Raw genomic sequence first — 26,041 nt, forward strand, 5'->3', positions numbered from 1 at the left:
GATGTCGGCAAGGGTATCGGGCCGCCCGATCCTCGGTACGCGGCTTCCTCACCCGTCACTTACGCCCCACGCGGGGCGAGGGCCTCCCACGCCACCGTGACCTCCCCCTGGCGCCAGCGCCGCGGCCCGTCCACCACCGGCCAGTCCGCCGCCAGCGCCGCCACCGAGCGCAGCCAGCGCTGGCGCGCGCCCAGGGGGGCGTAGGGGGCCGCCGCCGCCCAGGCGCGGTCGAAGTCGCGGAGGAAGGCGTGCACCGGCTCCCCGGGGACGTTGCGGTGGATCAGCGCCTTCGGCAGGCGTTCCGCCAGGTCGGAAGGGGTGCCCAGGGAGGCGAGGCGGGCGGCGAGGGTCACCGTGCGCGGGCCCTCGGGGCCGAGCGCGACCCAGACGTGCCGGCGGCCGATCTCGTCGCAGGTGCCCTCCACCAGCAGCCCGTCCGGGGCCAGCCGGGCGCACAGCCGCTCCCAGACGGCGGCCACGGCGTCCTCCTCGTACTGGCGCAGCACGTTCGCCGCGCGGATCAGCGCGGGGCGGCCCGGGACGGGGACCTCGAAGCCGCCGCGCACGAAGTCCAGGCCCGCGCGTTCGTACGGGCGCGCGGCCGCGACGCGCTCCGGGTCGATCTCCACCCCGGTCACCCGCACCCCGGGCGCCACGGTCCGCAGCCGCGCCAGCAGCTCCACGGCCGTCCACGGCGCGGCCCCGTACCCGAGGTCGACGGCGAGCGGCGCCTGCGCGAGCCGCAGCGCGCGGCCGTGGACCGCGGCGATCCAGCGGTCCATGCGCCGCAGCCGGTTGGGGTTGGTCGTCCCGCGTGTGATCGAGCCGACCGGGCGGGAGGGAGCACTCATAAGCCCAGCGTAGAGCGGCATTGAGGGTGCGGGAATGCGGAGAACGCGTCCCCGGTTCCACCATGGAGGGGGGATCAGCACAGCTTTGTCGTCGTACGAGAAGGGCCCACCCCGTGAGCCTGCGCACCCGCACCGCCACCGCCGCCAGGACTCCGCGGCCTCCCAAGCGCAGGCTGGGCGCGCCCGTGCTCGACGCGGTGCTGGGCGCCGCGACCCGCCGGCCCCGGCGCATCGCGATGCTCTCGGTGCACACCTCGCCGCTGCACCAGCCCGGTACGGGCGACGCGGGCGGTATGAACGTCTACATCGTCGAGCTGGCCCGCCGCCTCGCCGCCCAGGGCATCGAGGTCGAGGTCTTCACCCGCGCCACCTCCGCCGCGCTGCCGCCCGCGGTCGAGCTGGCGCCCGGGGTGCTGGTGCGGCACATCGACGCCGGCCCGTACGAGGGGCTGAAGAAGGAGGAGCTGCCCGCGCAGCTGTGCGCCTTCACCCACGGCGTGATGCGCGCCTGGGCCGGCCACCGGCCCGGCTACTACGACCTCGTGCACTCCCACTACTGGCTCTCCGGCCAGGTCGGCTGGCTGGCCGCCGAGCGCTGGGGCGTACCGCTGGTGCATCTCATGCACACCATGGCGAAGGTCAAGAACGCCTCCCTCGCCGCCGGCGACACCCCCGACCCGGCCGCCCGCGTCATCGGCGAGACGCAGATCGTCCGGGCCGCCGACCGGCTCATCGCCAACACCGACGACGAGGCGCGCGACCTGATCGGCCACTACGACGCCGACCCGGCGAAGGTCGCCGTCGTGCACCCCGGCGTCAACCTGGACCTCTTCAGCCCGGGCCCGGACGGCATAGAGACGGGCCGGGCGCGGGCCCGCGCCGCGCTGGGGCTGCCCGCCGACGCCTTCATCCCGCTCTTCGCCGGGCGCATCCAGCCGCTCAAGGCCCCGCACGTGCTGCTCGACGCGACCGCCGAACTCCTGCGCCGGGAGCCGCGGTTGCGCCCCCGGCTGCTGGTGCCCGTGGTGGGCGGCCCCAGCGGCAGCGGGCTGGAGCGGCCCGAGGCGCTGCAGAAGCTGGCGGCGCGGCTGGGCATCTCCGACGTGGTGCGCTTCGTGCCGCCGGTCGGGCAGGACCGCCTCGCGCTGTGGTTCCGCGCCGCCTCCGCGCTGGTGGTGCCCTCGCACTCGGAGTCCTTCGGACTGGTCGCCGTCGAGGCGCAGGCCTGCGGCACACCGGTCGTCGCGGCGGCGGTCGGCGGGCTGCCCGTGGCCGTACGGGACGGGGTGAGCGGCCTGCTGATCGACGGCCACGACCCGGCCGACTACGCCACCGCCCTGCAACGCCTGGCCGCCGACGCCCCGTTGGCCGCGCGCATGTCGCGGGCCGCGGCCGAGCACGCCCGGGGCTTCGGCTGGGACGCCACCGCGCGGGCCACGGCGGAGGTGTACGCCGCGGCGCTCGCCGAGCGGCGCCGTCGCCTACGATCGGGCCATGTCCACTGACAGGTCTCCCGAGCCGCCGGACCCGCCCGCCACGGACGGGGCCCGCGCCCGTACGGTCATCGAGAAGACCCTGACCGAGGCGGGCCTGGACTTCGAGAGCCCCCGACCGGGCGCCTACGTCGTCACGTTGCCCGGCACCCGCAAGCTCTCCACCACCTGCTCGCTGATCGTCGGCCGGCACTCCCTGTCGGTCAACGCCTTCGTCATCCGCCACCCGGACGAGAACGCCGACGGCGTGCACCGCTGGCTGCTGGAGCGCAACACCCGCCTGTACGGCGTGGGTTACGCCATCGACAAGCTCGGCGACATCTACCTCGTCGGCAAACTCCCCCTCGCCGCCGTCACCCCCGAGGAGATCGACCGCCTGCTGGGCACGGTGCTGGAGAACGCGGACGGCAGCTTCAACACCCTGCTGGAACTGGGCTTCGCCTCGGCCATCCGCAAGGAGTACGCCTGGCGCACGGCGCGCGGGGAGTCGACGCGCAACCTGGAGGCGTTCGGCCACCTGACGAAGGACGCCTGACGAAGGACGCCTAGCCCTTCACGGAAGCCGCACGCTCCGACTCCGACTCCGCGTCCGCAGGCCCGGCTTCGGCCGCCCGCGCCGACGCCGGCAGCCCCCGCACCAGCAGCCCGTACCCCACCGCCGCCACCGTCCCCAGCACCGCGCACGCGGCCCACAGCCAGCCGGCGCCGAAGGCGTCGATGGCCCAGCCGCCGAGCAGCGGGGCGACCAGTGCGGCGACCGACCACGACATCGAGTACACGCCCTGGTAGCGCCCGCGCCCGTGCACCGGCGAGAGGCGCACGACCAGCCCCGCCTGCGTGGGCGCGTTGATCATCTCGCCGACCGTCCAGACGCAGACCGTCAGCGCGTACACCACCAGTGAGCCGGCGAAGGCCGTCAGCCCGAAGCCGTAACCGGCCAGCAGCGCCGAGACGATCAGCAGCCGGCGCGGGTCGCGGTGCTCGATGGCCCGGGTCAGGGGGATCTGCAGGGCCACGATGAGCACGCCGTTGGCCGCGACGACCAGCCCGTAGTCGGAACTGGTGAAGCCGTCGGCGCCCATCGCGACCGGCAGCGTGAGGCCGCCCTGGCAGAAGACCAGCGAGATCAGGAAGGACAGCCCGACCATCCCCATGAAGCGCCGGTCGCGGGCGACGGTCCGCAGTCCCACCTCGCTTCCGCCGCCCCCCGCGTTCTTGGCCTGACTGCCGTGCGGGGGACGCGACTCGGGCAGTTTGACGAAGACCAGCACCGCGCAGAGCAGCGTCATCGCGCCCTCCACCAGGAAGCCGGCGCGGTAGCTGTACTCGGCGAGGAAGCCCGCGCCGGTGGCGGAGACGGCGAAACCGAGGTTGATGGCCCAGTAGTTGAGCGAGAAGGCCCGCACCCGGTCGCGCTCCGGTACGAGGTCGGCCATCATCGCCTGGACGGCCGGCCGCGAGGCGTTCGACGTCGCCCCCACGGCGAAGGCGACGGCGGCGATGGCGGCCGGCTGCTGGACGAAGCCGAGCAGCGTCACGGTCGCGGCGGTGGCGCCCTGCGAGAGCAGCAGCGTCGGCCGCCGCCCCAGCCGGTCGGCGAGCACCCCGCCCCCGACCGAGCCGACGACCCCGCCGAGCCCGTGCAGGGCGACGACGAAGCCGGCGTAGGAGGCGGAGTAACCGCTCTCCAGGGTCAGGTAGATGGCCATGAAGGTGGCCACGAACGCCCCGAGCCGGTTCACCAGCGTCGAGGTCCACAGCCACCAGAACGCCCGGGGCAGCCCCCGCACGCTCTCCCGCAGGGCCGACCCCATCCGGTCGATGGGCGAGCGGACGGACAAGGCAACCCCCGAGAAGTAAGCGTCGAAATACGCATGCGCAGCTTACGTTCCTGCCCGGGAGGGAGGCCACCTGATTTCCGGCGGCAGCCCGGGGGCGGCTGCCCCGCGCCTGCCTACGGGGCGGCCGCCCCGCGCCCGGCCAGCTCCTGCCCCGCCGCGGCCAGCTCCCGGGCCGCGACCGCCCGCTGCCTCTCGCTCTTGCGGACGCGCCGGGAAAGCTCCACGTGCAGGAAGGGCACCCGTTCCCGAGCTGCCTCGCGGGTCTGCTCGTTGTCGCGACCCTCCAGCTTGCAGTGGTGCGCCCAGGCGCGGCAGACGGCCAGGTCCCCGCGTTCCAGCCCGCGGGCCAGCTCCCGCGCGGTCCCGCGTCCCAGGGAGGTGCTGCCGGTCGCCACAACCGCTTCGTAGCCGGGGACCGAGTCGTCGGCGAAGCCGTGGAGCTGCAGGGCGGGGAGCTTGCGGGCGAGCAGTTCGGCGCAGACGGCCGCGAAGACGGTGTCGCCGCGGTGCGCGCCGTCCGCGGCGTCGCCGCTCCCGGCGCGGCGGTGGGCGCCCGCCAGCACCAGCACGCCGTTCCGGGACCCGCGCAGGACGGCGCTGCCCAGCACATCGGTGTGGAGGTCGGAGGAGGGGTGCGGGACCTGTACGCTCCACCGCGCGCGCTGGCCCAGCTCGAGATAGACGCGTCCCCAGCCGCGCCGGCTCTCCCCGCCCTCGGCGGCGTCGGCGACCTCCGCGTAGCGGCGGCCGGAGGCGCGGTCCGTCACCGTGCGCACGGCGAAGTCCACCGAGGAGAGCCGTTTCTCGGCCGCGGGCCGGTCCCCGTCGAGCAGGAGGCCGACGCCCTCGGCGACCGTGTCCCGCTCGGTGCGACCGGGCGGCCGGTAGCCGGCGTCCCGGTCCATTCCGGCGGAGAAATCGGCGATCCGCGCGGTCAGGTCGACGCCGATGCGGCCCGCGGAGGACGTGAGCGGAGGCTTGTCGGCAGGTTGCGCCAGCCAGGGTGTGAGAAGAGCAACAAGGGCCCCTATCACAGCTATCGACAGACCTGCGGTCCGGATTGTTACATACCGACTTCGAAATACACTCATGGTCGGTTAAAAATACTCTGGTGACAGACCAGGTTCGATCGATCGGCCGTACCCGTGCGTGCGCAGCCGTGTTCATCCTCGTCGCGGGGATGACCGCGGGCTGCGGGCTGCGGCCGGACGATTCCGCGGCGCAGGGCGGCGGCCCCTCCTTCACGGTCGCCGCCGCGGGGGACCTCCTCATCCACCCGCAGCTGACCGACCAGGCCCGCAAGGACGCCCGGCGGGCGGGGAGGAAGGGGATCGACTTCAGGCCGCTGCTGGCCGGTATCAAGCCGGTGATCAGCAAGGCCGACCTGGGTATCTGCCATCTGGAGCCGGTGATGGGAGACGCCGACGGGCCTTTCCAGAGCTATCCGGACTTCCTCGTGCCGCCGCAGCTCGCGACGGCGATCAAGAACGTCGGATACGACACCTGCTCCACGGCCTCCAACCACTCCCTCGACCACGGCTACCCGGCGGTCAAGCGGACACTGGACACCCTGGACCGGGCGGGGGTGAAGCACACCGGCACCTTCCGCACGGAGAAGGAGTCGCGCACCCCCCTGATCATGGACGTCAAGGGCGTCAAGGTCGCCCAGCTCTCCTACGCCTACGGGTTCAACGCCCACACCCTTCCGGCCGACAAGCCCTGGCTGGCCAACCAGATCGACTTCGACGCCATCAAGCGCGCCGAGCGCGCCGCGCGCGACGCGGGGGCGGAGGTCGTGATCCTCAGCATCCACTGGGGCCGCGAGCAGCAGCCGAACGCGAGCGCCTCGCAGATCAGACTGGCCCGCCGCCTCACCGCCGAGACCGGGATCGACCTGATCATCGGCCACCACGCCCATGTGGTGCAGCCGATGGAGAAGGTGAACGGCACCTGGGTCGCGTACGGCCTGGGCAACCAGGTGGCCCGCCACGACATCCCCATCGGCCTGACCGAGGAGGGGATGATCGCCTGGTTCGAGTTCACCAAGCGCGCCGGGCAGTGGGAGGTGGCGGCCCGCTACGAGCCGACGCTCACGGAGATCCCGGGCGACACCGAGCAGGGCGACCCCGACGGGGCGAGCGCCACGCTGCCCGGCGCCCCCGAGCACCGGCTGCGGGTCGTCGCGCTCGCCCTGGCCGGCGACGACCTCACCCCCGAGCAGCGCGCCCGCTTCCGCCTCGCCTTCAAGCGCACCGAGGGCACCGTGCTCAACCGGGGCGCCGAGGCCGACGGCCTCGCCCCCCTGCACCCGCTGCCGTCCGAGTGACCGGTCACCGGCGTCCGCACGTGCAACCATCCGTGCGGCGACGCGGTCGCACGTGCTGGCTTGAAACGGATTTCCGAATCCTCACCGTCTTCGCATCACCCCGAAAGGAAGCCTGACGTGGCTGCATCGCGCGCGCCGCGGCGGCACAAGATCCGTCGCCGGGCAGACATGTCGCTCGTCGGCGGTATCCGCCCACCCATCGCGCTGCTGTGCGTGCTGCTGCTGGCTGTCGCGGCCCTGACCGCCTTCAGCCTGGGCCGCGACGACCGCCCTCGGGTGGCCGAGGCCGTCCTCGCCTCCCAGCAGCACTTTGCGGAGGACGGCGCTATCGCCCTGCGGGCCTCCCTCGACGAGGGGATGACCGATCTTGGCCGGACCGCGGCCCAGCTCAACGCCGGACCGGCCGCCCAGCCCGACGAGGTGCTGGACCAGCTCGGCGACGTCTACCAGAAGTGGCGCGGTACGGCCATCCTGGAGATCGAGTCGGGCCGGCTGCTCGCGGCTCGCGGCGAGACGGTTCCGCTGCCGGCCGTCGACACCGCCAAGATGAGCGGCGAGAAGGGTCTCGCCCCGCGCATGGTGCGGTTGGAGAACGGCGAGACCCGGCTGCTGACCTTCTCGCTGCTCTCCTGGCCAGGCACGCCGCAGCAGTTGCTGGTCGCTTCCAGCAGCCTGCGCTTCCCCGGCATCGCCCTGGGCAACTTCCGGGCGATCGCCGTGCTGGACTCCACCGGGCAGATCCTCAGCACCGACGGCATCCCCGAGCCCGAGCAGGTGCTGACCGACCTGCAGCGCGAGGAGGTGAAGAACTCCCACCGCCAGCTGCGCTCCTTCGCCAAGCGGGCCGTACAGCAGGCCGACCGCCACCCGCTGCGGTCCAAGGAGCCCGGCGCGGGCGGCTATCTGGGTACGAGCGGCCGGCTGACCGGTGACAAGTATCTCGGCGAGCGGTTCGTGGCCGGCTACGCCGCCCTCGCCGCCCCCAAGGCCGGGGAGTTCACCGACGCCACCGGCCTCGGACTCACCGTCGTGGCGATGGTGCCCGTCACCGAGGACACCAGGAACCCCGCGGGTCCGCTCTTCGGGCTTGCCTCGGCCGGTGCCCTGCTGGCCATCGGCGCCGTCGTGGCGGCGCTGCTGCTGGGACTGCTGCAGCGCCCGCTGCTGCGGCTGTTCCTGGAGAGCCGCCGACTCGGCCGCGGTGAGCTGCGCCGCCCCGTCGCCGTCCCCGGCTGCGCCGAGACCGCCCGGATCGGCGCCGCACTGGAGCGGCTGCGTCGGCAGCTGCTGGGCGACGACCCCGGTGACCCGCCGCCCGCCCAGCGTGTCCGCCGCCCCGGCGCCCGTACCCTCCTGGTGCTGTGCACGGTCCTGCTGCTCGCTTGGTCCGCGGCGCTCGGTCTGGGCCTCAACAGGGCCGACAGCGAACTGATCGTTCCGCAGCAGGTCGTCAACGACCAGCGGGAACGCACCGACACCCTCACCGACCGGACCCGCCGCGCCCTCAACGAGGGGCACAGCGACCTCGCCTCGTTCGCCTCCTTCCTCAGCGCGGACTCGGGACGACCCGGGCTGGAGAAGGACCTCGGTCTGCTGATGAACGAGCACATGCGCTACCGCTCGGTCTACCTGCTGGACGCGGACGGCACCGTGGTGGCCAGGGCCGGCGGGCAGCCCACCACTCGGCGGCTGCCCGACCGGGCCGGCATCACGCTGCTCAACCAGTCCGGCCGGGAGCCGGAGATCGCGGCCGTCACCAAGGTCCCGGCCCGCAAGGGCGCCCGCCTGGTGGGCGAGTTCCGGATCGGCTTCCTCAACTCCCTGCTCAAGGCCCCGGGCCTGGGCGAGGTGCGCGTGGTCGACTCCCAGCTGCGGGTCATCGCAGGAGACACCGGATACCGGGCCTTCGAGCGGCTGGACTCCACCGACCTCGACGACCTCGTCATCGGCTCCCGGATCAAGGTGGGCATCTCCGCCAAGGCAGGCTCCGCGATGTTCCGTGACGGGGGGAGGGTCAGCATCGCCGCGGCCGCCCCGTTCGTCGGCGGCGGCGCCGCGAAGTCCCTCGGCTGGACGGTGGTGAGCTGGCAGCCCGCCTCCGCCCTGGCCATCCCCGAGTACCGCCTGCAGAACCGCACCACTCTGGCCGGCCTGCTCGGCCTGACCGCGGCCGCGGCCTGCCTCGGCTGGCTGCAGATCGTCATCGTGCGCCCGCTGCGCACGCTGGCCCGCCAGGCGGAGGAGTTGGCGGACGGCGATCGCCGCACCGTGCTCTTCCCGCACAACCACGACGAGGTCGGCGCGGTCGCCCGCAGCCTCGAACTCATCCGCCAGCAGCTCCAGCAGCAGCCGCGGCACACCGCCACCCCGGCGGGAAGGAGCTGACAGGCCGTGCTCTTCCTCTACACCGTCCTCGTCGTGTGCTGCGCGGTCCTGCTGGTCGCGGGCATCGTCGAGCAGCGGCGGCACTTCACCAACCTGGAGCGGATACCGACGCGGGTGCTGGTCAACGGCATCCGCGGCAAGTCCTCCATCACCCGCCTGTGCGCGGGCGCCCTGCGTGGTGGCGACCTGGTCACCGTCGCCAAGACCACCGGCACCGCCGCCCGCTTCATCCACCCCGACGCCACCGAGGAGCCGGTCTACCGCAAGTTCGGCATCGCGAACGTCGTCGAGCAGATCGGGATCGTACGGCGCGCGGCCGCCTACGACCCGGACGTACTGGTCATCGAGTGCATGGCGGTCATGCCGGCGCTGCAGGAGATCAACCAGTCCAAGCTCATCCGCTCCACCATCGGCGTGCTCTGCAACGTCCGCGAGGACCACCTCGAGGAGATGGGCCCCACCCTTGACGACGTGGCCCGCTCCCTCTCGCGCTCGATGCCCGAGGGCGGCATCTGCGTCACAGCCGAACGCGACCGCTGGGACATCCTCCTGGAGGAGGCCCGCAAGCGGGACTGCGAACTGGTCTACGCAGACCCCGAGATCGTCAGCGACGCCGAGCTGCGCGGCTTCTCCTGGTTCACCTTCAAGGAGAACGTGGCGATCGCCCTGACAGTCGCCGAGCTGCTCGGCATCGACCGGGCCACCGCACTCCAGGGCATGTACGACGCCCCGCCGGACCCCGGTGTGCTCTCGGTGGAGCGCTACCGCACCCCGGAGGGCAAGCGGCTGCGCTTCGCGAACGTCTTCGCCGCCAACGACCCCGAGTCGACGGTGATGAACATCAACCAGCTCCTCGACCTCGGAGCCATCCACCGCCCGCTCAACGTGGTGATCAACTGCCGCCCGGACCGCGTGGAGCGCAACGGCCAGATGGGCGCGATCATCCCCGACCTCGACCCCGAGCAGGTCTTCGTCATCGGCCACCCCGCGAAGTCCGCCATCGACGCCATCCCGGCGGGCTGGCGGGAGCGGGCCGTCGACCTGGGCGGTGACCGGCGAGACCCCGAGGCGCTTACGCGCGAACTCCTCGGCCACCTCGGCCCGGATTCCTCGCTGGTGGCGATCGGCAACATCCACGGCCAGGGCGAACTCCTGCTGGAGCACCTCGCCGAACTGCCCGCGGACGATGAGGAGGCGGTGCCGGCAAGGGTGGACGACCCCGAGACGGTCGGGCTGTACGCGCCGCACATCGACCCGTACCTCTCCTACACCCCGACGTACGAAGAGCGCTACCAGCCCTTCCACCGCCCCAGCTGGGCGTTCCCCGAGGACAGCGGCCAGGTGCCACTGCCCCGGCGGGCCCGCCAGTACGCGGAGCGGCAGGCGTCCCACCCCCTGCCCCAACCCGACCACGGCCGGCTGCCGCAGCCCGACGCCTCCGGCACCCACCCCCCGCTCCGGCAGCCGTACCCCGAGTCCGTGCACAACTCAGGAGAACCCCGTTGATCCCCGCCGTCCTCACCCCGGAGATCGCCGCGATCGGCATCGCGCTGGGTCTGCTGTTCTCCCTGGTCTGCTACCTCACCACCAACCTCTCCCCGGGCGGCATGATCACCCCGGGCTGGCTGGCCCTGACCCTGGTCGAGGACCTCCAGCGTGCCGCGATGGTCGTCGGCGTCACCGTGCTCACCTACGCCACCACGCTGCTGGTCCAGCGCCTGGTCATCCTCTACGGCAAGCGGCTCTTCGCCGCGGTCGTGCTCATCGGCGTGATGCTGCAGGGCACGCTGATCATCGTGCTCCAGATGGAGTTCCCCCTGCTCTACGCCAACCAGACGCTCGGCTTCATCGTGCCGGGCCTGATCGCGTACCAGCTGGTCCGCCAGCCCAAGGGGGCCACCGTGCTGGCCACCGGTTCGGTCACGCTCCTCAATTACGTCGTCCTCACCGCGGGCATCCTCCTGGGCGCCCTGCCGTCCGCCTGACCACTACGGAGCCGCAACCATGACAGGCAAAGCCAACAGGGGCGCGCGCCGAGTGCTGCACGCCGTGACCGTCGTGGCGCTGCTGGGCGCCAGCGCCTATCTGACGGTGGAACTGCGCAAGGAGGAACAGGCCAAGGCGCCTGCCGTCCAACTCGTCACCGACAGGCCCGCCGGGGTCACCGACTCGGGCAGCCCCGCTCCCGAGGCGGCCGAACAGCGCTGGGAGCGGCTGAAGAACCCGGCCCGCTCGGTGCTCCGTGACGCCCGGGGCAAGGTGCTGGCGACTTTCACCGACGGCGCCCGTACCGCGACCCTCACCGGGCCCAGCCGCACCTTCTCCGAGCCTGCGAACACCAAGACCCGGGTGGTCACGGAGAACTGGGTGCGCTTCATGCCCGAGGAGTGGAAGGAGGGCGCGCAGAGCACGAAGTGGTTCAAGGACTGGTTCAAGGAGTTCTACGGCAGCGACGAGGAAGACCTCTTCGCCATCGCCTTCCAGTACGTGGAGGGCGCGCCGGTGAAGAAGGACGCGCAGGGCGTGGCCTACGCCGGCGATGCCGACTTCGGGCCGATCAACCCCAACGGCAGCGAAGGCGCCGACCTGCGCCTGGAGCAGTCGGACTTCTACGACTACCTGGGAACCCCCTACACCTTCCGCAACGGAACCACCCTGCGGTCCGAGCCGATGCGCGCCCGCTCCATGGACTGCTCCGGCTTCGTACGCGCCGTGCTGGGCTACCGCGCCCGCTACCCCCTGGCCCCCGCGGACGGCCAGGGTGACGGTCTGCCCCGTACCGCCAACGGCATGGCCCGCTCCGGCCTCGGCGCGCCGATCATCAAGCTCACCGGCGCCGCGCCCTGGTACACCCGCCCGACCTCGATCGACATCCTGCAGCCCGGCGACCTGGTCTTCTTCAAGCTCGACCAGCGCACGGGCTCCAGGCTGGACCACACGGGCATCGTGCTGGGCAACGACTCCGACGGCCACCTGATCTTCATCTCCAGCCGGGAAGAGGTCAACGGCCCCACGATCGGTGACAAGGGCGGCACCTCGCGCCTGGACGGCAACGGCTACTACGCGGGCACACTGCGTAGCGCCCTGCGGCTGTAGGGGGACGCCCGCGGGGGACGGTCGCGCATCCCCCCGGCCCCCTCGGTAGGCTCGGCATATGGCCGACGCACCGTACAAGCTGATCCTCCTCCGCCACGGCGAGAGCGAGTGGAACGCGAAGAACCTGTTCACCGGCTGGGTGGACGTCAACCTCACCGACAAGGGCGAGAAGGAGGCGGTCCGCGCCGGCGAGCTGCTGAAGGACGCCGAGCTGCTCCCCGACGTCGTGCACACCTCGCTGCAGAAGCGCGCGATCCGCACCGCGAACCTGGCGCTGGACTCCGCCGACCGCGCCTGGATCCCCGCCAACCGCTCCTGGCGCCTCAACGAGCGCCACTACGGCGCGCTGCAGGGCAAGGACAAGGCGCAGACGCTCGCCGAGTTCGGCGAGAAGCAGTTCATGGAGTGGCGCCGCTCCTACGACACCCCGCCGCCGCCCATCGCCAAGGACTCCGAGTTCTCGCAGTTCAACGACCCGCAGTACGCGGCGCTGCCCCCCGAGGCGCGCCCGCTGACGGAGTGCCTGAAGGACGTCGGCGAGCGGATGCTGCCGTACTGGTACGACGAGATCGTCCCGGACCTGGAGTCGGGCCGCACGGTCCTGGTCGCGGCCCACGGCAACAGCCTGCGCGCCCTGGTCAAGCACCTCGACGGCATCTCCGACGAGGACATCGTCGGCCTGAACATCCCCACCGGCATCCCGCTCGCCTACGAGCTGGACGCGGACATGAAGCCCCTGCACAAGGGCGGCCGCTACCTCGACCCGGAGGCCGCGAAGGCGGCGATCGAGGCGGTCAAGAACCAGGGCAAGAAGAAGTAGGTTCCGCGATCATGCCCCCGACCCGCGCACACGGCGCGGGTCGGGGGCACTGTCGTGTCCCGGGTCCGCCGGGGACCCCGGTGAGCTCAGCCGCCGCAGCGGCACGCGCCGCCCGACTGGCAGCCGCAGCCGCAGCCCGAGCCGCAGCCGCAGGCGCCGACCAGGGGGAGGTGCCGGGGCTCCGGGGCCGGGGGCTCCTCGCGCGGGGTCGAGGGGGGAGAGTCCGCCATGGGATGGCCTCCTTGGAAGTGGGCAGATACCTTCACGGTCCTCCCCATCCACCGGGCGCGTCAACGGCGCGCGGTGGCGCGAAGCACCACCCGCGCGCCGTCGACCGTCCGCTCAGTCCCCCGTGTTGATCTCGTCCGCGTGCTCGCCCGTCACCAGGTACACCACCCGGCCCGCGCACGACACCGCGTGGTCCGCGAAGCGCTCGTAGTAGCGGCCGCAGAGCGTGACGTCGACGGCCGTCTCGATGCCGTCCTTCCAGCGGTCGTCCATCAGGCTCTGGAAGAGCTTGCGGTGCAGCGCGTCCATCGCGTCGTCGTCGGTCTCCATCTCGAGCGCCATGTCGACGTTCTTCGTGGTGATGACGTCCGCCGTCTTGGCCATCAGCCGCTGCGCCAGCTGCCCCATCTCCATGATCGTGGAGTGCAGGTGGCCCGGCACCGCCGACTTCGGATAGCGCAGCCGCGCCAGCTTGGCCACGTGCTTGGCCAGGTCCCCGGAGCGCTCCAGGTCGGCGCTCATCCGCAGGCTGGTGACGACGATCCGCAGGTCCGTGGCGACCGGCTGCTGGCGGGCGAGCAGCTGGATCGCGCGCGCCTCCAGCTCCTGCTGCAGGTCGTTGACCTTCTGGTCGCCCTCGATCACGGTCTCCGCGAGCTTCAGGTCGGCGTCCAGCAGCGCCGTCGTGGCGCGGCCCATCGCCGACCCGACGAGGCGGGCCATCTCGACCAGCCCCTCGCCGATCGAGTCCAGTTCCTCGTGGTATGTGTCCCGCATCCCAGTCCTTCCACCAACCTGCCCGCCGGCCCGCCCGGCAGCCCTCCGTACGGCACCCGACCGGCTCTCCACAGTCCTGAGGCGGTCCGGCCCGACGGGCGGCTTCCGGAGGCGGCCCGTTTCGCCTGCTTCCGGCAGCATCCACCATCCGGCGGTACCCGTGCCACTTTATGAATCAGGGCCGACCTGGGGGTGAACTCTTGGCGACTGGAGTTCGAGGTCACTCCCGGAAGGGTGGGTCGCGCCCCCGCAGCATGCCTAACCTGGAGACATGGACCTGAACACGGCGGTCGCCGCCGCCGCCGCGATAGCCGGGCTGTGCACCGGCGTGATCGCGATGCTGGCGTTCCGCTGGAGCGAGCGCGAGCAGGCCCGCCCGACCCGCAGCTCCCTGCACACCGAGGCGGTCCTGCCCCCCGGAGTGGACACCGTGCTGTCCGTGCTGCGCTCCTCCGCGGTCGTCCTCGACGAGGAGGACTCCGTGGTCAAGGCCAGCTCCGCCGCGTACGCCCTGGGGCTGGTACGGGGCGGACGGCTGGCCGTCGAGCCGATGCTGGCCATGGCCCGCCAGACCCGCCGCGACGGCGAGATACGCCAGGTCGAGCTGGACCTCCCGCGCCGCAGCGGACGCGGCGAGGCCCTCGCGGTCTCCGCCCGCGTCGCCCCGCTGGGCTCGCGCCTGGTGCTGCTGCTGGTCGAGGACCTGACCGAGGCCCGCCGGATCGAGGCGGTGCGCCGCGACTTCGTGGCGAACGTCAGCCACGAGCTGAAGACCCCCACCGGCGCCCTGTCCCTGCTCTCCGAGGCCGTGATGGACGCCTGCGACGACCCCGAGGCGGTCCACCGCTTCGCGGGTCGGATGCAGATCGAGGCCACCCGGCTGACGAACCTGGTGCAGGAGCTGATCGACCTCTCCCGGGTGCAGAACGACGACCCGCTGGAGGACGCCGAGCCCGTCCGCGTCGACGAGCTGGTCGCCGAGGCCATCGACCGCTGCCGGCACGCCGCCTCCACCAAGCACATCACCATGGCCGCCGGCGGCATCGACGGCCTCACCGTCTGGGGCCACCGCGGCCAGCTCGCCGCGGCCCTGGGCAACCTGGTGGAGAACGCCGTCAACTACAGCCCCGCCCGCACCCGGGTGGGCATCGCCGCCCGCCAGGTCCCCGCCCCCGGCGGCGACCTGATCGAGATCGCCGTCACCGACCAGGGCATCGGCATCTCCGAGCGCGACCGCGACCGCGTCTTCGAGCGCTTCTACCGCGTCGACCCGGCCCGCTCCCGCGCCACGGGCGGTACGGGCCTGGGGCTGGCGATCGTCAAACACGTCGCCGCCTCCCACGGCGGCGAGGTCGGCGTGTGGAGCGCCGAGGGGCAGGGCTCCACCTTCACCCTGCGCCTGCCCGAGGCGGCCAAGCCCCGCACCGGCGGCGGCCGTGCGATCAGCGGCGCCCTGATCGAACCCTCCGGCGTCGACGAGGACGCCGGCGACCCCGGATACGAGCACGCATCCCACCCCGGAGGCCCCGCCATGACCCGAGCGTCAGTGGTCGAGCCCGTTGCCCCTCACCGACCGGAGACCGAACGATGACCCGAGTGCTAGTGGTCGAGGACGAGGAATCGTTCAGCGACGCACTGTCGTACATGCTCCGCAAGGAGGGCTTCGAGGTCGCCATCGCGACGACCGGCCCCGAGGCCCTGGACGACTTCGAGCGCAACGGCGCCGACCTCGTCCTGCTCGACCTCATGCTGCCGGGACTGCCCGGCACCGAGGTCTGCCGCCAGCTGCGCAGCCGCTCCAACGTGCCGGTGATCATGGTCACCGCCAAGGACAGCGAGATCGACAAGGTCGTCGGGCTGGAGATAGGGGCCGACGACTACGTCACCAAGCCCTTCTCCTCCCGCGAGCTGGTCGCCCGCATCCGCGCGGTGCTGCGCCGCCGCGGTGAGCCGGAGGAGGTCGCTCCGGCCGCGCTGGAGGTCGGCCCCGTCCGGATGGACGTCGACCGCCACGTGGTCACCGTCGCCGGCGGCAAGGTCGACCTGCCGCTGAAGGAGTTCGACCTGCTGGAGATGCTGCTGCGCAACGCCGGCCGGGTGCTGACCCGGATGCAGCTGATCGACCGGGTCTGGGGCGCGGACTACGTCGGCGACACCAAGACGCTGGACGTGCACGTCAAGCGGCTGCGCGCGAAGATCGAGCCCGACCCGGGGGCGCCGCGCTACCTGGTGACGGTGCGCGGTCTGGGCTACAAGTTCGAGCCGTAAACCGGCGGGAGACGGGCGCGTGCCCGTAGACGAAGAACGGCGGTGGGAGCCGGGAAGGGCTCCCACCGCCGTTCGCGTGTCCGCGGCCGTACGGGGTACGGGTCGAACCGGCCTCAGTGGCCGGCGCCCGCCGAGGGGGAGTCGGCGCCCTCGGTGGAGCCCGGGTACTGCGTCGCCGCCTCGGACGGCACCGGCTCCGTCCCCGCGGAGGCGGAGGCGCTCGGCGACGGCGAGGCGGAGGACGAGGCCGGGGCGCTCGGCCCGAACTCCCGGTACGTGCCCTCGGCCGGCGTCACCATCGCCTCCAGCGAGACCGCGCCGGCCTTGTCGAAGTCGAAGACGACCTTCTGCACGGCGCCGTCCTGGAAGCCCTCCGCACTGTCCGCGACGGACGCCGAGGGGTTGCCCTTGCCGCCCAGCAGCACCGAGCCGTACGCCGGCACGGTGACCGGGGCGGCCTTGCCCCCGGCGTCGCGCAGCTCGACCGTGAGGTCGGTGCCGGGCAGGGTGATCCGCTCCAGGGTCCGCGGGCCGTTGCCGGTGTTGAAGATGCGCGCGGAGACGACGGCCGGACCGTCGCCCCCGGTGGAGGTGATGACGAGGCCGTTCTGCACCTTCAGGCCCGAGACGGTGACGGCGGCGTTGTCCGGCCGGATCTTGCCGGTCTCGGCGCCGGTGCCGGCCGCGCAGCCGGTGAGGGCCAGGGGGAGGGCGAGCAGGGCGCCGGCTGCGGCGGTAACGGGACCGCGTCGCAGGCGGGGGGCACCCCCGGCCGGAGTGCGGGAGAGGCTCACGGAGGTGCAACTCCTAGGACGTGCTGGTGTTGACAGGTTTCCGCGATCACACTACCGACCCCCGTCACGGCCCTCATCCGCGACCCACCTCAACGGGTGACCAAGCGGGTGTCCTAATCCCCGCGCCACCCGGGATTAACCAATCCGAGATCACGCCCCGACGGGCCCGCCCGCAGCCCGCCCGGCATTGGCTATTGCCGGGGTGATCGCCGTTGTGCACCAGGAATGATCAATTTCGGATTTTCACTCCGGACACGCGCTTCGCGTCCGAACGGAGCACGTGAAGTGCACCATACGGCCCCCGGCAAATCGGACGTATCGTGCACGCGGTCGCGTTTGACACCATCGTGACGGGTGTGTTTCCGGGCGCGCCCAGACGGGGCCCGACCTGCGGAAACCCGCTTGACGGACCCTCCCGCAGCACGTTACGGCTGTCGTTGTCAAGCCCCGAGATAGGCTCTGACCTGCGAAAACGCCATTCAGAAGCGGCCGTTTCCGTGTTACCCTGGATAGCCACGGAAGGGGTACCTGTCACATGACGTTCAAGGTTGGCGACACCGTGGTCTATCCCCATCACGGGGCCGCACTGATCGAGGCTATCGAAACCCGCCAGATCAAGGGTGTGGACAAGACCTACTTGGTGCTGAAAGTCGCCCAGGGTGACTTGACGGTGCGTGTACCGGCGGACAATGCGGAGTTCGTGGGAGTGCGCGATGTAGTGGGCCAGGAGGGACTGGAGCGCGTCTTCGAGGTGCTGCGCGCCCCGTACGCCGAGGAGCCCACGAACTGGTCGCGTCGTTACAAGGCGAATCTGGAGAAGCTGGCCTCCGGTGATGTCATCAAGGTCGCCGAGGTCGTCCGCGACCTGTGGCGCCGGGAGCGCGAGCGCGGTCTCTCCGCAGGTGAGAAGCGCATGCTGGCCAAGGCCCGCCAGATCCTGGTGAGCGAGCTGGCACTCTGCGAGAACACCAACGAGGACAAGGCCGAGGCCCTCCTCGACGAGGTTCTCGCGTCGTGAAGCAGGAGCGCCTGACGCAGTAGGACCGCCTGAATCAGGACCGCTCCACCGGTGTTGTCTCCGCTGGCCGCACCCAGCGCTGACTCCGCGTGAGCGCCCCCATGCCGTGGTGCCCGATACTTCGTCGGGCACTGCGGCATGTGTGTACCCGCTGCTGTGTACGTGTCGCTGCTGTGTACGTGTCGGCGGCACATGCCGGCGCCCGCTGCCGTGCGCCTGCTGCTCGGGCGGGTCGCTGCCGTGCGGATCGTCACGGAAGGCCGGCAGCGTCCGCGCCCCACCTCGCGCCTGCCGTCCGGCGGGTGCGGGTGTCCCTGACCATAAGCAGCCATACCCACCTCGCCTCGAACGGGAAACCTCATCACCGTGGCTCTGTCCGATCCGCAGCCCGATCCGCAGCCTGATCCGCCCACCGCCCCCGGTCGTACGGCCGCCGTCATCCCCGCCGCCGGACGCGGCGTGCGGCTCGGCCCCGGCGCCCCCAAGGCCCTGCGCACCCTGGGCGGCGTCCCGATGCTCGTCCACGCCGTCCGCGCCATGGCCCGCGCCCGCGCCGTCTCCCTGGTCGTCGTCGTGGCGCCCCCGGAGGAGGAGGCCGTCGCCGAGGTACGGGCCCTGTGCGCGCAGGCGCTCGGGGGCGCCGGGACCGCCGGCGGCACAGCGCCGGGCGCCGAACTCCTCGTCGTCCCCGGCGGCGGTACCCGCCAGGAGTCCGTGGCCCGGGGACTGGCCGCCCTCCCCGCGGACGTCGATGTGGTGCTGGTGCACGACGCGGCCCGCCCGCTGGTGCCGGTCGCGACGGTCGACGCGGTCGCCGCGGCGGTACGGGCCGGAGCGCCGGCCGTCGTCCCGGCACTCCCGCTGGCCGACACCGTCAAGCAGATCGCCCCCCGTACCGGTGCGCAGGAGGACGGCGCCCCCGAGCCCGTCGTCGCCACCCCCGAGCGGGCGCTGCTGCGGGCCGTGCAGACCCCGCAGGGCTTCGACCGGGCGGTGCTGGCCGCCGCGCACGAGAAGATCGCCCTCGCCGGCGAGGGCGCCACGGACGACGCGGGCATGGTCGAGCGGCTGGGGCTGCCCGTGGTGCTGGTGCCCGGCCACGAGGAGGCGTTCAAGGTGACCCGGCCGCTGGACCTGGTGCTGGCCGAGGCGGTTCTGGCGCGGCGGGAGGGGCAGCTGTGACGTCCGAGGCGGCCCTGCCCGCACAGCCCGCACAGCCCGCACAGCCCGCACAGCCCGCACAGCCCGTACTGCCGCAGGTCGGCATCGGCACCGACATCCACGCCTTCGAGGAGGGCCGCGAGCTGTGGGTCGCGGGCCTGCGCTGGGAGGGCGAGGGGCCCGGTCTGGCCGGGCACTCCGACGCGGACGTGGTCTGCCACGCCGCCTGCAACGCCCTCTTCTCCGCCGCCGGCCTGGGCGACCTGGGCGCCCACTTCGGCACGGGCCGCCCCGAGTGGGCGGGCGCCTCCGGTCTGACGCTGCTGCGCGAGAGCGCGCGGATCGTCCGCGAGGCGGGCTTCACCATCGGCAACGTCGCCGTGCAGGTCGTCGGCCCGCGCCCCAAGGTCGGCAGGCGGCGCGCGGAGGCGCAGGCGCTGCTCTCCGAGGCGGTCGGGGCGCCGGTCTCCGTCTCGGGCGCGACCACCGACGGCCTGGGCTTCCCGGGCCGGGGGGACGGGCTGATGGGCGTGGCGACGGCGCTGGTGGTCCGTACGCGCTAGCCGGCGTCCGTACGACCGGGCCCCGATCGGGGGAAGCGCCCGGCGCGGGAGCCGCGTGTGCGCCACCCGGACGGGTAGGGGTGGCGGGGAGGTCCGCCCGCCCCGAGGCGGCCCTCCGCCATCCCCCGACCCACTCCGAGGAGCCCCCCGTGAGCGACCAGCTCAGCGACCAGCTCAAGGCCCTGCTCGACTCGCCCGTCTTCGTCACCGTCGGCACCGTCCAGCCCGACGGCAGCCCGCAGCTCTCCCCGGTCTGGGTGAAGCGCGACGGCGACGACCTGCTGTTCTCCACCACGCGCGGGCGCCGCAAGACCCTGAACATGGAGCGCGACCCCCGCGTCTCGGTGCTGCTGCAGCCCTTCGACGCCCCCTACACCTACGCGGAGATCCGCGGCACGGCGACCATGACCGAGGAGGGCGGGGACGAGCTGATCGACGAGCTGTCGATGAAGTACACGGGGATGCCCTTCGCCGAGTTCAACCCCGAGTCCGCCAAGGAGGCCGACCGGGTGGTCGTCCGGGTGACGCCGCGCAGGGTCCTCGGCCGGATCTGAGGCCGCGCGGCGCCGCTCGTCGGCCGGTTCGTTGCGATTGGATGTCCGGCGCCCGCCCGGGCGCCGGACACGGCCGGGGCAGTCCCCGGGTGCCACTACCCTGGGAGACGTGACTATTCGGCTGTACGACACCGGCGCCCGGCGGATCCGTGACTTCTCCCCGATCACCCCGGGCTGCGTCTCGATCTACCTGTGCGGCGCCACCGTGCAGTCCGCCCCGCACATCGGGCACATCAGGTCGGGGCTGAACTTCGACATCCTGCGCCGCTGGATGGCGTACCGGGGCTACGACGTGACGTTCGTCCGCAACGTCACGGACATCGACGACAAGATCATCGCCAAGTCGCACGAGCAGGACCGCCCCTGGTTCGCCATCGGCTACGAGAACGAGCGGGCGTTCAACGCGGGCTACGACGCCCTCGGCTGCCTCCCGCCCACCTACGAGCCCCGCGCCACCGGCCACATCACCGAGATGGTCGGGATGATGCGCGGCCTGATCGAGCGCGGCCACGCCTACGAGGCCGACGGCAACGTCTACTTCGACGTGCGCTCCTACCCGGAGTACCTGGCGCTGTCCAACCAGACCCTCGACGGCCTCCTGCAGCCCTCCGCCGAGGGCGAGACCGGCAAGCGCGACCCGCGCGACTTCGCGATGTGGAAGGCCGCCAAGCCCGGCGAGCCCTCCTGGGAGTCCCCCTGGGGCCCCGGCCGGCCGGGCTGGCACCTGGAGTGCTCGGCGATGGCGCACAAGTACCTGGGCACCGCCTTCGACATCCACGGCGGCGGCCTCGACCTCGTCTTCCCGCACCATGAGAACGAGATCGCGCAGGCCAGGGCGTTCGGGGACACCTTCGCGAACTACTGGTTGCACAACGGCTGGGTGACCCTGGCCGGCGAGAAGATGTCCAAGTCGCTCGGCAACTCCGTGCTGGTCTCCGAGATGGTCCAGCGCTGGCGCCCCATCGTGCTGCGCTACTACCTGGGCACCCCGCACTACCGTTCGATGATCGAGTACAGCGAGGAGGCACTGCGCGAGGCGGAGGCCGCCTTCGCCCGTATCGAGGGCTTCATGCAGCGGGTGGTGGAGAAGGCCGGAGCGGTCGAGCCCGCCACCGAGGTGCCGCCCGCCTTCGCCGAGGCGATGGACGACGACCTGGGCGTCCCCCAGGCGCTCGCCATCGTGCACACCACCGTCCGCCAGGGCAACGCCGCGCTGGCCGCCGACGACAAGGAGGCGGCCGTCGCCCGGCTGGCGGAGGTCCGTGCCATGCTGGGCGTCCTCGGGCTCGACCCGATGGACGAGCAGTGGGCCGGGGGCGGCAACGACGGCGGCGAGCAGCTGCACGGCGCCGTCGACACCCTGGTGCGCCTCGTGCTCGACCAGCGCGAGGCCGCCCGCGCCCGCAAGGACTACGCGAGCGCGGACGCCATCCGCGACCAGCTCCAGGCCTCGGGCCTCGTCATCGAGGACACCCCCGACGGACCCCGCTGGACGCTGGGCTGAGCGCCCGCGCCCCTCTTGCCTCCCTTCGGAGGTCTGACGTGCCGCCCGCCCGCGCGGGCGGCACACTCGTGACTGACGTACGTACGCAGAACAGAGACAGGTGACCCCATGGCCGGGAACAGCCAGCGCCGCAACCGACGCACGTCCAACAAGAAGGGCGCGACCGTCGGCTCCGGCGGCAAGGGGCGCCGCGCCCTGGAGGGCAAGGGCCCCACGCCGCCCGCCTCCGCCCGTAAGGGCCACGTCAAGCAGCGCGCGGCCAACGCCGCCGCGCGCCGCGCCCAGGCCCGCCCGACCTCGCGCCGCCCCGGCGGCGGCAAGGGCAACAGCGAGCTGGTCGTCGGCCGCAACCCGGTCTTCGAGGCGCTGCGCGACGGGGTGCCGGCCAAGACGCTGTACGTGCAGCAGTTCATCGACAACGACGAGCGGGTGCGCGGCGCGCTGCAGCTGGCCGCCGAGCGCGGCGACATCCACCTGATGGAGGCCCCGCGCCCCGAGCTGGACCGGATGACCAACGGGCTCAACCACCAGGGCCTCGTCCTGCAGGTCCCGCCGTACGAGTACGCGCTGCCCGACGAGCTGAGCGCCGCCGCCTACGACGCCCGCGAGGAGCCGCTGATCGTGGCCCTGGACGGCGTCACCGACCCGCGCAACCTCGGCGCGATCGTCCGCTCCGTCACCGCCTTCGGCGGCCACGGCGTGGTCGTCCCCGAGCGGCGGGCGGCCGGGATGACGGCCGGTGCCTGGAAGACCTCGGCGGGCACGGCCGCCCGTACGCCGGTGGCGCGGGCGACCAATCTGACGCGCGCCCTGGAGGCGTACAAGAAGGAGGGCATCACCGTGGTCGGCCTCGCAGCCGACGGGGAGGCCGAGGTGCAGGACCTGGCGGCGCTGGAGGGCCCGGTCTGCATCGTCATCGGCTCCGAGGGCAAGGGGCTGGGGCGGCTGGTCGGCGAGACCTGCGACGTGCGGGTGCGCATCCCGATGCCGGGCGGCGCCGAGTCGCTCAACGCCGGTGTGGCGGCGGGGATCGTGCTGTACGAGGCGGCGCGGCGGCGGGCGTGAGGCTGTCCGCCCCCTCGGTGTTCCCGGCGTTCTCGGTGTGAAGTGCGGGCGCCGGGAGGGGTGTTGACCTGGCGTTCGGGGCCCGGCGGCCGGTGATCTTTGACGGTGCTCGGACAGATCGCCGGGGCTCAGGCAGTGTCCTAACGCGGTGTCACTCGGTTAGAGGAGTGTGGACACCAGATCGCCGCGCCCGCCCCGGGGCGGCCGCCCGCAGGGATTCGAGGACGCCGCCGATGCGTTGAGCGCGGTGCGCGTCCCCAGCGATCCGGCGCGGATCAGCGTCAACAGCGTGAGCTTCCGGGTGCGACTCGGGCCGGCGTCGGGGGCGTTCGCCGCGCGGCCCGCGGCCCGCCCCGTCGCCGCTTCCCTGTCCGTGGGCGCCGAGGGCGTCCCGGTGCCGCGGGTGCGCCGGGCGCCGGTGGTGTGGAGCGGGCGGAGCACGCCGGGGGATCCGGCCGCCGGGCAACTCCTGCAGGCCGTACGGCAGTCGGGCGTGACGCTGGTGGAGGAGCCGGCGTACGGCACGGCGTACGAGGGTCCGGACGGGACCGGGTTCGCCTCCCCGTACGACGCCTCCCCGTACGAAGGGGGCGGCCCGGACGCCACGGAGACGCAGTCGCTGCCCCGCTTCGACCCCGACGCGACCGCGCCGCTGCCGGTGGTCGTCGCGCCGCGCGCGGCCGTCGACGAGACGCAACTGCTGCCCCCGCTGCGGGAGTTCGACGAATCCCGCTATCCGGGCGACGGCCACGTGGAGCCCCGGCCCCTTGACGTCCCCGCCGATCCCGACGGGCCCGCGCCGGGCCCGCGCTCGCGGCGGCGCAGGGTCGTCGGGGCCGACTCCGCCCGCCACGCCTACTACCCCGGGCGCCGGCTCAACCTCGGCGTCGTCCTGCTGCCCCTGCGGATCTTCCTCGGCTTCATCGCCGTCTACAGCGGCATGGGCAAGCTCTGCGACCCGCTCTACTTCGAGACCGGCGAGCGTGGCCGGCTGGTCGGTTGGCTGCACGGCCTGGAGCCCGGCGGTCCGCTCTCCTTCGCCGAGCCGCTGCACGGCCTCGCGCTGGCGCACCCGCTGGGCGTCGGCCTGACCGTGGCCTTCGGGCAGACCATCGTCGGCGTGCTCACGATCTGCGGCCTCTGGCAGCGCCTCGCCGCCGCGCTGGGCGCGCTGCTCGCCGCCGGCCTGGTCATCGCGATGACCTGGCGCGCCCACGCGGGCTACGAGGTCTCCGCGCTCCTCTACCTCGCCGCCTGGGCGCCGCTGATCGCCGCCGGCGCCCCGGTCTACTCCGTGGACGCCCGCCTCGCCGGCCGCGCCTGGCGCCGCCTCGGGCCGCACGCGGCGCTGTGGGAGCTGCGCCGCTTCGTCCTGCGCCGGGGCGTGGTCTACGCGACGGTCGTCATCGGCCTCACGCTGCTGCTCGGCTCGCTGCTCGGCGCCGCGGTGCGCTCGGTGACCACGGTGCACGTCCCGGGCCCGGGCGAGCCCCCCGTCAACCAGCTGCCGGGCGAGCCGCTGCCGACCCCGCCGGGCAGCGAGGGCCGCGGCGGTCCGGCCGGCGCGGGCAGCCCCTCCCCGTCGGAGGCAGAGGCGGAGGACAGCGCCGCCCCGTCCGAGTCCGCTGCCGCCGACGGCCCCACGGCGGGCACGACGAGCGAGGCCCCGCCGACGACCGGCACCGAGGGCGCCGCCCCGCCCGTACAACCCACGGCTCCGCAGCAGCAGAGCCCCACGCAGGAGCAGACGCCCGCCCCGCCGCCGCCTCCCCCGGGCGACGGGGACGGCACGACGGGCGGCGGCTCGGGCGACGGGGACGGCTCCGACGACCCGGAGGAGAGGCCGGGCCTGATCGGCGGGCTGCTGGGCTAGGACCCGCTGCCCGCCCCGGATGCTCAGCCCCGCGCCGCCGCCAGCTCCTTCGCGGCCTCGGTGAGGTCCTTCGCCGTGTCGATCGCCCGCCAGTACGCCCCCTGCGGCAGCGGGAAGCCGGCGAGCCGGCGCTCGCGGGCCAGGCGCGGGAAGGTCGTGCGCTCGTGGTCGCCCCGGTCGGGGAGCAGCTTGGCGAAGGCCGCCGAGAAGACGTACACCCCCGCGTTGACCAGGTAGGGCGAGGGGGGCGACTCGATGAAGTCGAGGACGTGGCCGAACTCGTCGGTCTCCACCACGCCCCAGGGGATGCGCGGGCGGGCCAGCGCCAGGGTGGCGTCGGCGGCGCGCTCGTGGTGGAAGTCGGCCATCTCGCGCAGCGAGAAGCGCGTCCAGATGTCGCCGTTGGTCGCGAACCAGGACTCGTCGGGCCGGGGCAGCGAGGCCGCCGCGTACTTCAGCCCGCCGCCGCGGCCGAGGGGCTCGCTCTCCACCACCGTCGTCACGTTCAACGGCAGGTCGGCGGCGTCGATCCACTCCTGCAGCACCTCGGCGAGATGCCCGCAGGAGACCACCGCGTCCGTCACGCCCTCGGCGGCCAGCCAGGCCAGCTGGTGACCTATGATCGGCGTCCCCGTGCCGGGGATCTCGACCATCGGCTTGGGGCGGTCGTCGGTGTACGGACGAAGCCGCGAGCCCTGGCCACCGGCCAGGACCACGGCTTGCGTCGGACGCGAGTGCTCAGTCATGCCCCGCACCCTATGCGAGGGGTCTGACAGCCGGAATCACGGTGTGCGGATACGGGCCCCGGGCCGTGCAGGCGCTGCGGGCCCGGGCGGACCTCAGTGGGAGGCCGCGACCCCCGCCGCGTACGAGGTGTCGCAGACCGGGCGGGCGTGGGCCTGGGCGCGGGCGGGCCCGTAGGCGGCCACGGCGGCGCGGCCCAGCGCGCGGGCGAGGCCGGCGCAGTGCCGCGCCAGCGAGGGGCGGGCGGTGATCTCCCGCTGCAGCGAGGTGAGCGCCGTGCCCGGGTCCTTCTCCTGCAGTTCGGCGATGAGCCGCTCGCGCAGCACGTCCTGGGGGGCGCGCGGGCCGGCCTTGGTGGAGGCGTCCGCGGCGGAGGCGGTGGCGATCCGCGAGTGCGCGGGGCCTTCCGCCCAGGGGACGGTGGCGACGGCGAGCGTCCCCGAGAGGACGAGGACGACGGGGAGGACGAACGCGAGAGTTCTGCCGATGCGGCGGGCTGCCTGGGTCACAGACGGATCGTAGCGACCTGTAGTGATTTGGCGACATTGCGTCACACTAATGGGTGAACGGGGGCCTGGATTTCGAATTATGCGGCGCCGTTTTCGACTGGATCGCGGTGGCGACATGGGCGATTTGTCGACACCTGGCGTCGAGGGGGACGCGAAAACGGCGGTGGTGCC

25 protein-coding genes are annotated in these 26,041 nt (G+C 73.0%); 17 read left to right on the forward strand and 8 right to left on the reverse strand.

Features of this window, described 5'->3' with window-relative positions; translation table 11 throughout:
• Positions 1-59: 59 nt before the first annotated feature.
• Positions 60-851, reverse strand: a complete 792-nt coding sequence (locus tag ACFQLX_RS10980; RefSeq protein WP_386414111.1) for a class I SAM-dependent methyltransferase — start codon at positions 849-851, stop codon at positions 60-62.
• A gap of 113 nt (positions 852-964) precedes the next feature.
• Between ACFQLX_RS10980 and mshA the strand changes: the two genes are divergently transcribed.
• On the forward strand, positions 965-2,356 hold the full coding sequence (gene mshA / locus ACFQLX_RS10985; protein ID WP_386414112.1) for a D-inositol-3-phosphate glycosyltransferase: 1,392 nt from the start codon (positions 965-967) through the stop codon (positions 2,354-2,356).
• Positions 2,346-2,879 (forward strand): type III secretion system chaperone family protein, encoded by a 534-nt coding sequence (locus ACFQLX_RS10990; protein ID WP_386414113.1) that lies wholly within the window; start codon positions 2,346-2,348, stop codon positions 2,877-2,879. Before mshA ends, ACFQLX_RS10990 begins: the two co-directional genes overlap by 11 nt.
• A 10-nt stretch (positions 2,880-2,889) precedes the next feature.
• On the opposite strand, the gene ACFQLX_RS10995 is transcribed toward ACFQLX_RS10990, so the two are convergent.
• Together ACFQLX_RS10995 and ACFQLX_RS11000 are read right to left on the reverse strand one after the other, a co-directional pair.
• The gene (locus tag ACFQLX_RS10995; protein WP_386414209.1) at positions 2,890-4,158 is read right to left on the reverse strand and encodes an MDR family MFS transporter; all 1,269 of its coding nucleotides are present in this window, start codon (positions 4,156-4,158) and stop codon (positions 2,890-2,892) included.
• Positions 4,159-4,298: 140 nt separating this feature from the next.
• Positions 4,299-5,090, reverse strand: coding sequence for a hypothetical protein (locus ACFQLX_RS11000; RefSeq protein ID WP_386414114.1), 792 nt, complete (start codon positions 5,088-5,090; stop codon positions 4,299-4,301).
• A gap of 275 nt (positions 5,091-5,365) precedes the next feature.
• On the opposite strand from ACFQLX_RS11000, the gene ACFQLX_RS11005 reads away from it, so the two are divergent.
• The 6 genes from ACFQLX_RS11005 (at position 5,366) to ACFQLX_RS11030 (ending at position 12,812) form a co-directional block, all read left to right on the forward strand.
• A complete protein-coding gene (locus ACFQLX_RS11005; protein WP_386414210.1) occupies positions 5,366-6,511 on the forward strand; it encodes a CapA family protein in 1,146 nt (381 codons plus the stop codon).
• A gap of 117 nt (positions 6,512-6,628) precedes the next feature.
• Positions 6,629-8,896 (forward strand): HAMP domain-containing protein, encoded by a 2,268-nt coding sequence (locus ACFQLX_RS11010; RefSeq protein WP_386414115.1) that lies wholly within the window; start codon positions 6,629-6,631, stop codon positions 8,894-8,896.
• Positions 8,897-8,902: 6 nt separating this feature from the next.
• Positions 8,903-10,402, forward strand: a complete 1,500-nt coding sequence (gene pgsB, locus ACFQLX_RS11015; RefSeq protein ID WP_386414116.1) for a poly-gamma-glutamate synthase PgsB — start codon at positions 8,903-8,905, stop codon at positions 10,400-10,402.
• Positions 10,399-10,881 carry a poly-gamma-glutamate biosynthesis protein PgsC/CapC gene (locus ACFQLX_RS11020; protein ID WP_386414117.1) on the forward strand — a complete coding sequence of 161 codons (483 nt, stop codon included), beginning with the start codon at positions 10,399-10,401 and terminating at the stop codon, positions 10,879-10,881. Before pgsB ends, ACFQLX_RS11020 begins: the two co-directional genes overlap by 4 nt.
• Before the next feature lie 19 nt (positions 10,882-10,900).
• Positions 10,901-11,992: a C40 family peptidase gene (locus tag ACFQLX_RS11025; RefSeq protein WP_386414118.1), complete on the forward strand. Its 1,092-nt coding sequence runs from the start codon at positions 10,901-10,903 to the stop codon at positions 11,990-11,992.
• Positions 11,993-12,050: 58 nt separating this feature from the next.
• Positions 12,051-12,812 (forward strand): phosphoglyceromutase, encoded by a 762-nt coding sequence (locus tag ACFQLX_RS11030; protein ID WP_386414119.1) that lies wholly within the window; start codon positions 12,051-12,053, stop codon positions 12,810-12,812.
• Between the two features lie 86 nt (positions 12,813-12,898).
• Here the strand turns inward: ACFQLX_RS11030 and ACFQLX_RS11035 are convergent, their stop codons facing one another.
• Both ACFQLX_RS11035 and phoU read right to left on the reverse strand, forming a co-directional pair.
• Positions 12,899-13,042 (reverse strand): hypothetical protein, encoded by a 144-nt coding sequence (locus tag ACFQLX_RS11035; RefSeq protein ID WP_386414121.1) that lies wholly within the window; start codon positions 13,040-13,042, stop codon positions 12,899-12,901.
• A gap of 112 nt (positions 13,043-13,154) precedes the next feature.
• On the reverse strand, positions 13,155-13,817 hold the full coding sequence (gene phoU / locus ACFQLX_RS11040) for a phosphate signaling complex protein PhoU (RefSeq protein WP_386414122.1): 663 nt from the start codon (positions 13,815-13,817) through the stop codon (positions 13,155-13,157).
• A gap of 271 nt (positions 13,818-14,088) precedes the next feature.
• Here phoU and ACFQLX_RS11045 point away from each other — a divergent pair, with 271 nt between their 5' ends.
• Together ACFQLX_RS11045 and phoP are read left to right on the forward strand one after the other, a co-directional pair.
• A complete protein-coding gene (locus ACFQLX_RS11045) occupies positions 14,089-15,408 on the forward strand; it encodes a sensor histidine kinase (RefSeq protein WP_386414124.1) in 1,320 nt (439 codons plus the stop codon).
• The gene (phoP, locus tag ACFQLX_RS11050; RefSeq protein WP_386414125.1) at positions 15,405-16,085 is read left to right on the forward strand and encodes a two-component system response regulator PhoP; all 681 of its coding nucleotides are present in this window, start codon (positions 15,405-15,407) and stop codon (positions 16,083-16,085) included. The genes ACFQLX_RS11045 and phoP overlap by 4 nt, the downstream gene beginning before the upstream one ends.
• A gap of 113 nt (positions 16,086-16,198) precedes the next feature.
• Here phoP and ACFQLX_RS11055 read toward each other — a convergent pair whose 3' ends face one another.
• Entirely contained in the window at positions 16,199-16,879 is a 681-nt protein-coding gene (locus ACFQLX_RS11055) for a DUF461 domain-containing protein (RefSeq protein WP_386414126.1), read from the reverse strand.
• A 535-nt stretch (positions 16,880-17,414) separates the two neighbouring features.
• Between ACFQLX_RS11055 and ACFQLX_RS11060 the strand changes: the two genes are divergently transcribed.
• The 7 genes from ACFQLX_RS11060 (at position 17,415) to ACFQLX_RS11090 (ending at position 24,617) form a co-directional block, all read left to right on the forward strand.
• Complete coding sequence (locus tag ACFQLX_RS11060; protein ID WP_153452678.1) at positions 17,415-17,897, forward strand: CarD family transcriptional regulator; 483 nt, start codon at positions 17,415-17,417, stop codon at positions 17,895-17,897.
• A 372-nt stretch (positions 17,898-18,269) separates the two neighbouring features.
• A complete protein-coding gene (gene ispD / locus ACFQLX_RS11065; RefSeq protein WP_386414211.1) occupies positions 18,270-19,079 on the forward strand; it encodes a 2-C-methyl-D-erythritol 4-phosphate cytidylyltransferase in 810 nt (269 codons plus the stop codon).
• Between the two features lie 14 nt (positions 19,080-19,093).
• Positions 19,094-19,621 (forward strand): 2-C-methyl-D-erythritol 2,4-cyclodiphosphate synthase, encoded by a 528-nt coding sequence (gene ispF, locus ACFQLX_RS11070; RefSeq protein WP_386414212.1) that lies wholly within the window; start codon positions 19,094-19,096, stop codon positions 19,619-19,621.
• Positions 19,622-19,770: 149 nt separating this feature from the next.
• Positions 19,771-20,175 (forward strand): PPOX class F420-dependent oxidoreductase, encoded by a 405-nt coding sequence (locus ACFQLX_RS11075; protein WP_386414127.1) that lies wholly within the window; start codon positions 19,771-19,773, stop codon positions 20,173-20,175.
• Between the two features lie 109 nt (positions 20,176-20,284).
• Positions 20,285-21,679 (forward strand): cysteine--tRNA ligase, encoded by a 1,395-nt coding sequence (gene cysS, locus ACFQLX_RS11080; RefSeq protein ID WP_386414128.1) that lies wholly within the window; start codon positions 20,285-20,287, stop codon positions 21,677-21,679.
• A gap of 108 nt (positions 21,680-21,787) precedes the next feature.
• Positions 21,788-22,744 (forward strand): 23S rRNA (guanosine(2251)-2'-O)-methyltransferase RlmB, encoded by a 957-nt coding sequence (gene rlmB / locus ACFQLX_RS11085; RefSeq protein WP_386414129.1) that lies wholly within the window; start codon positions 21,788-21,790, stop codon positions 22,742-22,744.
• Between the two features lie 169 nt (positions 22,745-22,913).
• Positions 22,914-24,617: a DoxX family protein gene (locus tag ACFQLX_RS11090; RefSeq protein WP_386414130.1), complete on the forward strand. Its 1,704-nt coding sequence runs from the start codon at positions 22,914-22,916 to the stop codon at positions 24,615-24,617.
• Between the two features lie 23 nt (positions 24,618-24,640).
• Here ACFQLX_RS11090 and ACFQLX_RS11095 read toward each other — a convergent pair whose 3' ends face one another.
• A complete protein-coding gene (locus ACFQLX_RS11095) occupies positions 24,641-25,363 on the reverse strand; it encodes a nucleotidyltransferase family protein (RefSeq protein ID WP_386414131.1) in 723 nt (240 codons plus the stop codon).
• Positions 25,364-25,456: 93 nt separating this feature from the next.
• Positions 25,457-25,870: a hypothetical protein gene (locus ACFQLX_RS11100; RefSeq protein WP_386414132.1), complete on the reverse strand. Its 414-nt coding sequence runs from the start codon at positions 25,868-25,870 to the stop codon at positions 25,457-25,459.
• Positions 25,871-26,041 lie beyond the last annotated feature (171 nt).

It is taken from the genome of Streptomyces polyrhachis (assembly GCF_042663125.1).
GTDB lineage: Bacteria > Actinomycetota > Actinomycetes > Streptomycetales > Streptomycetaceae > Streptomyces > Streptomyces polyrhachii.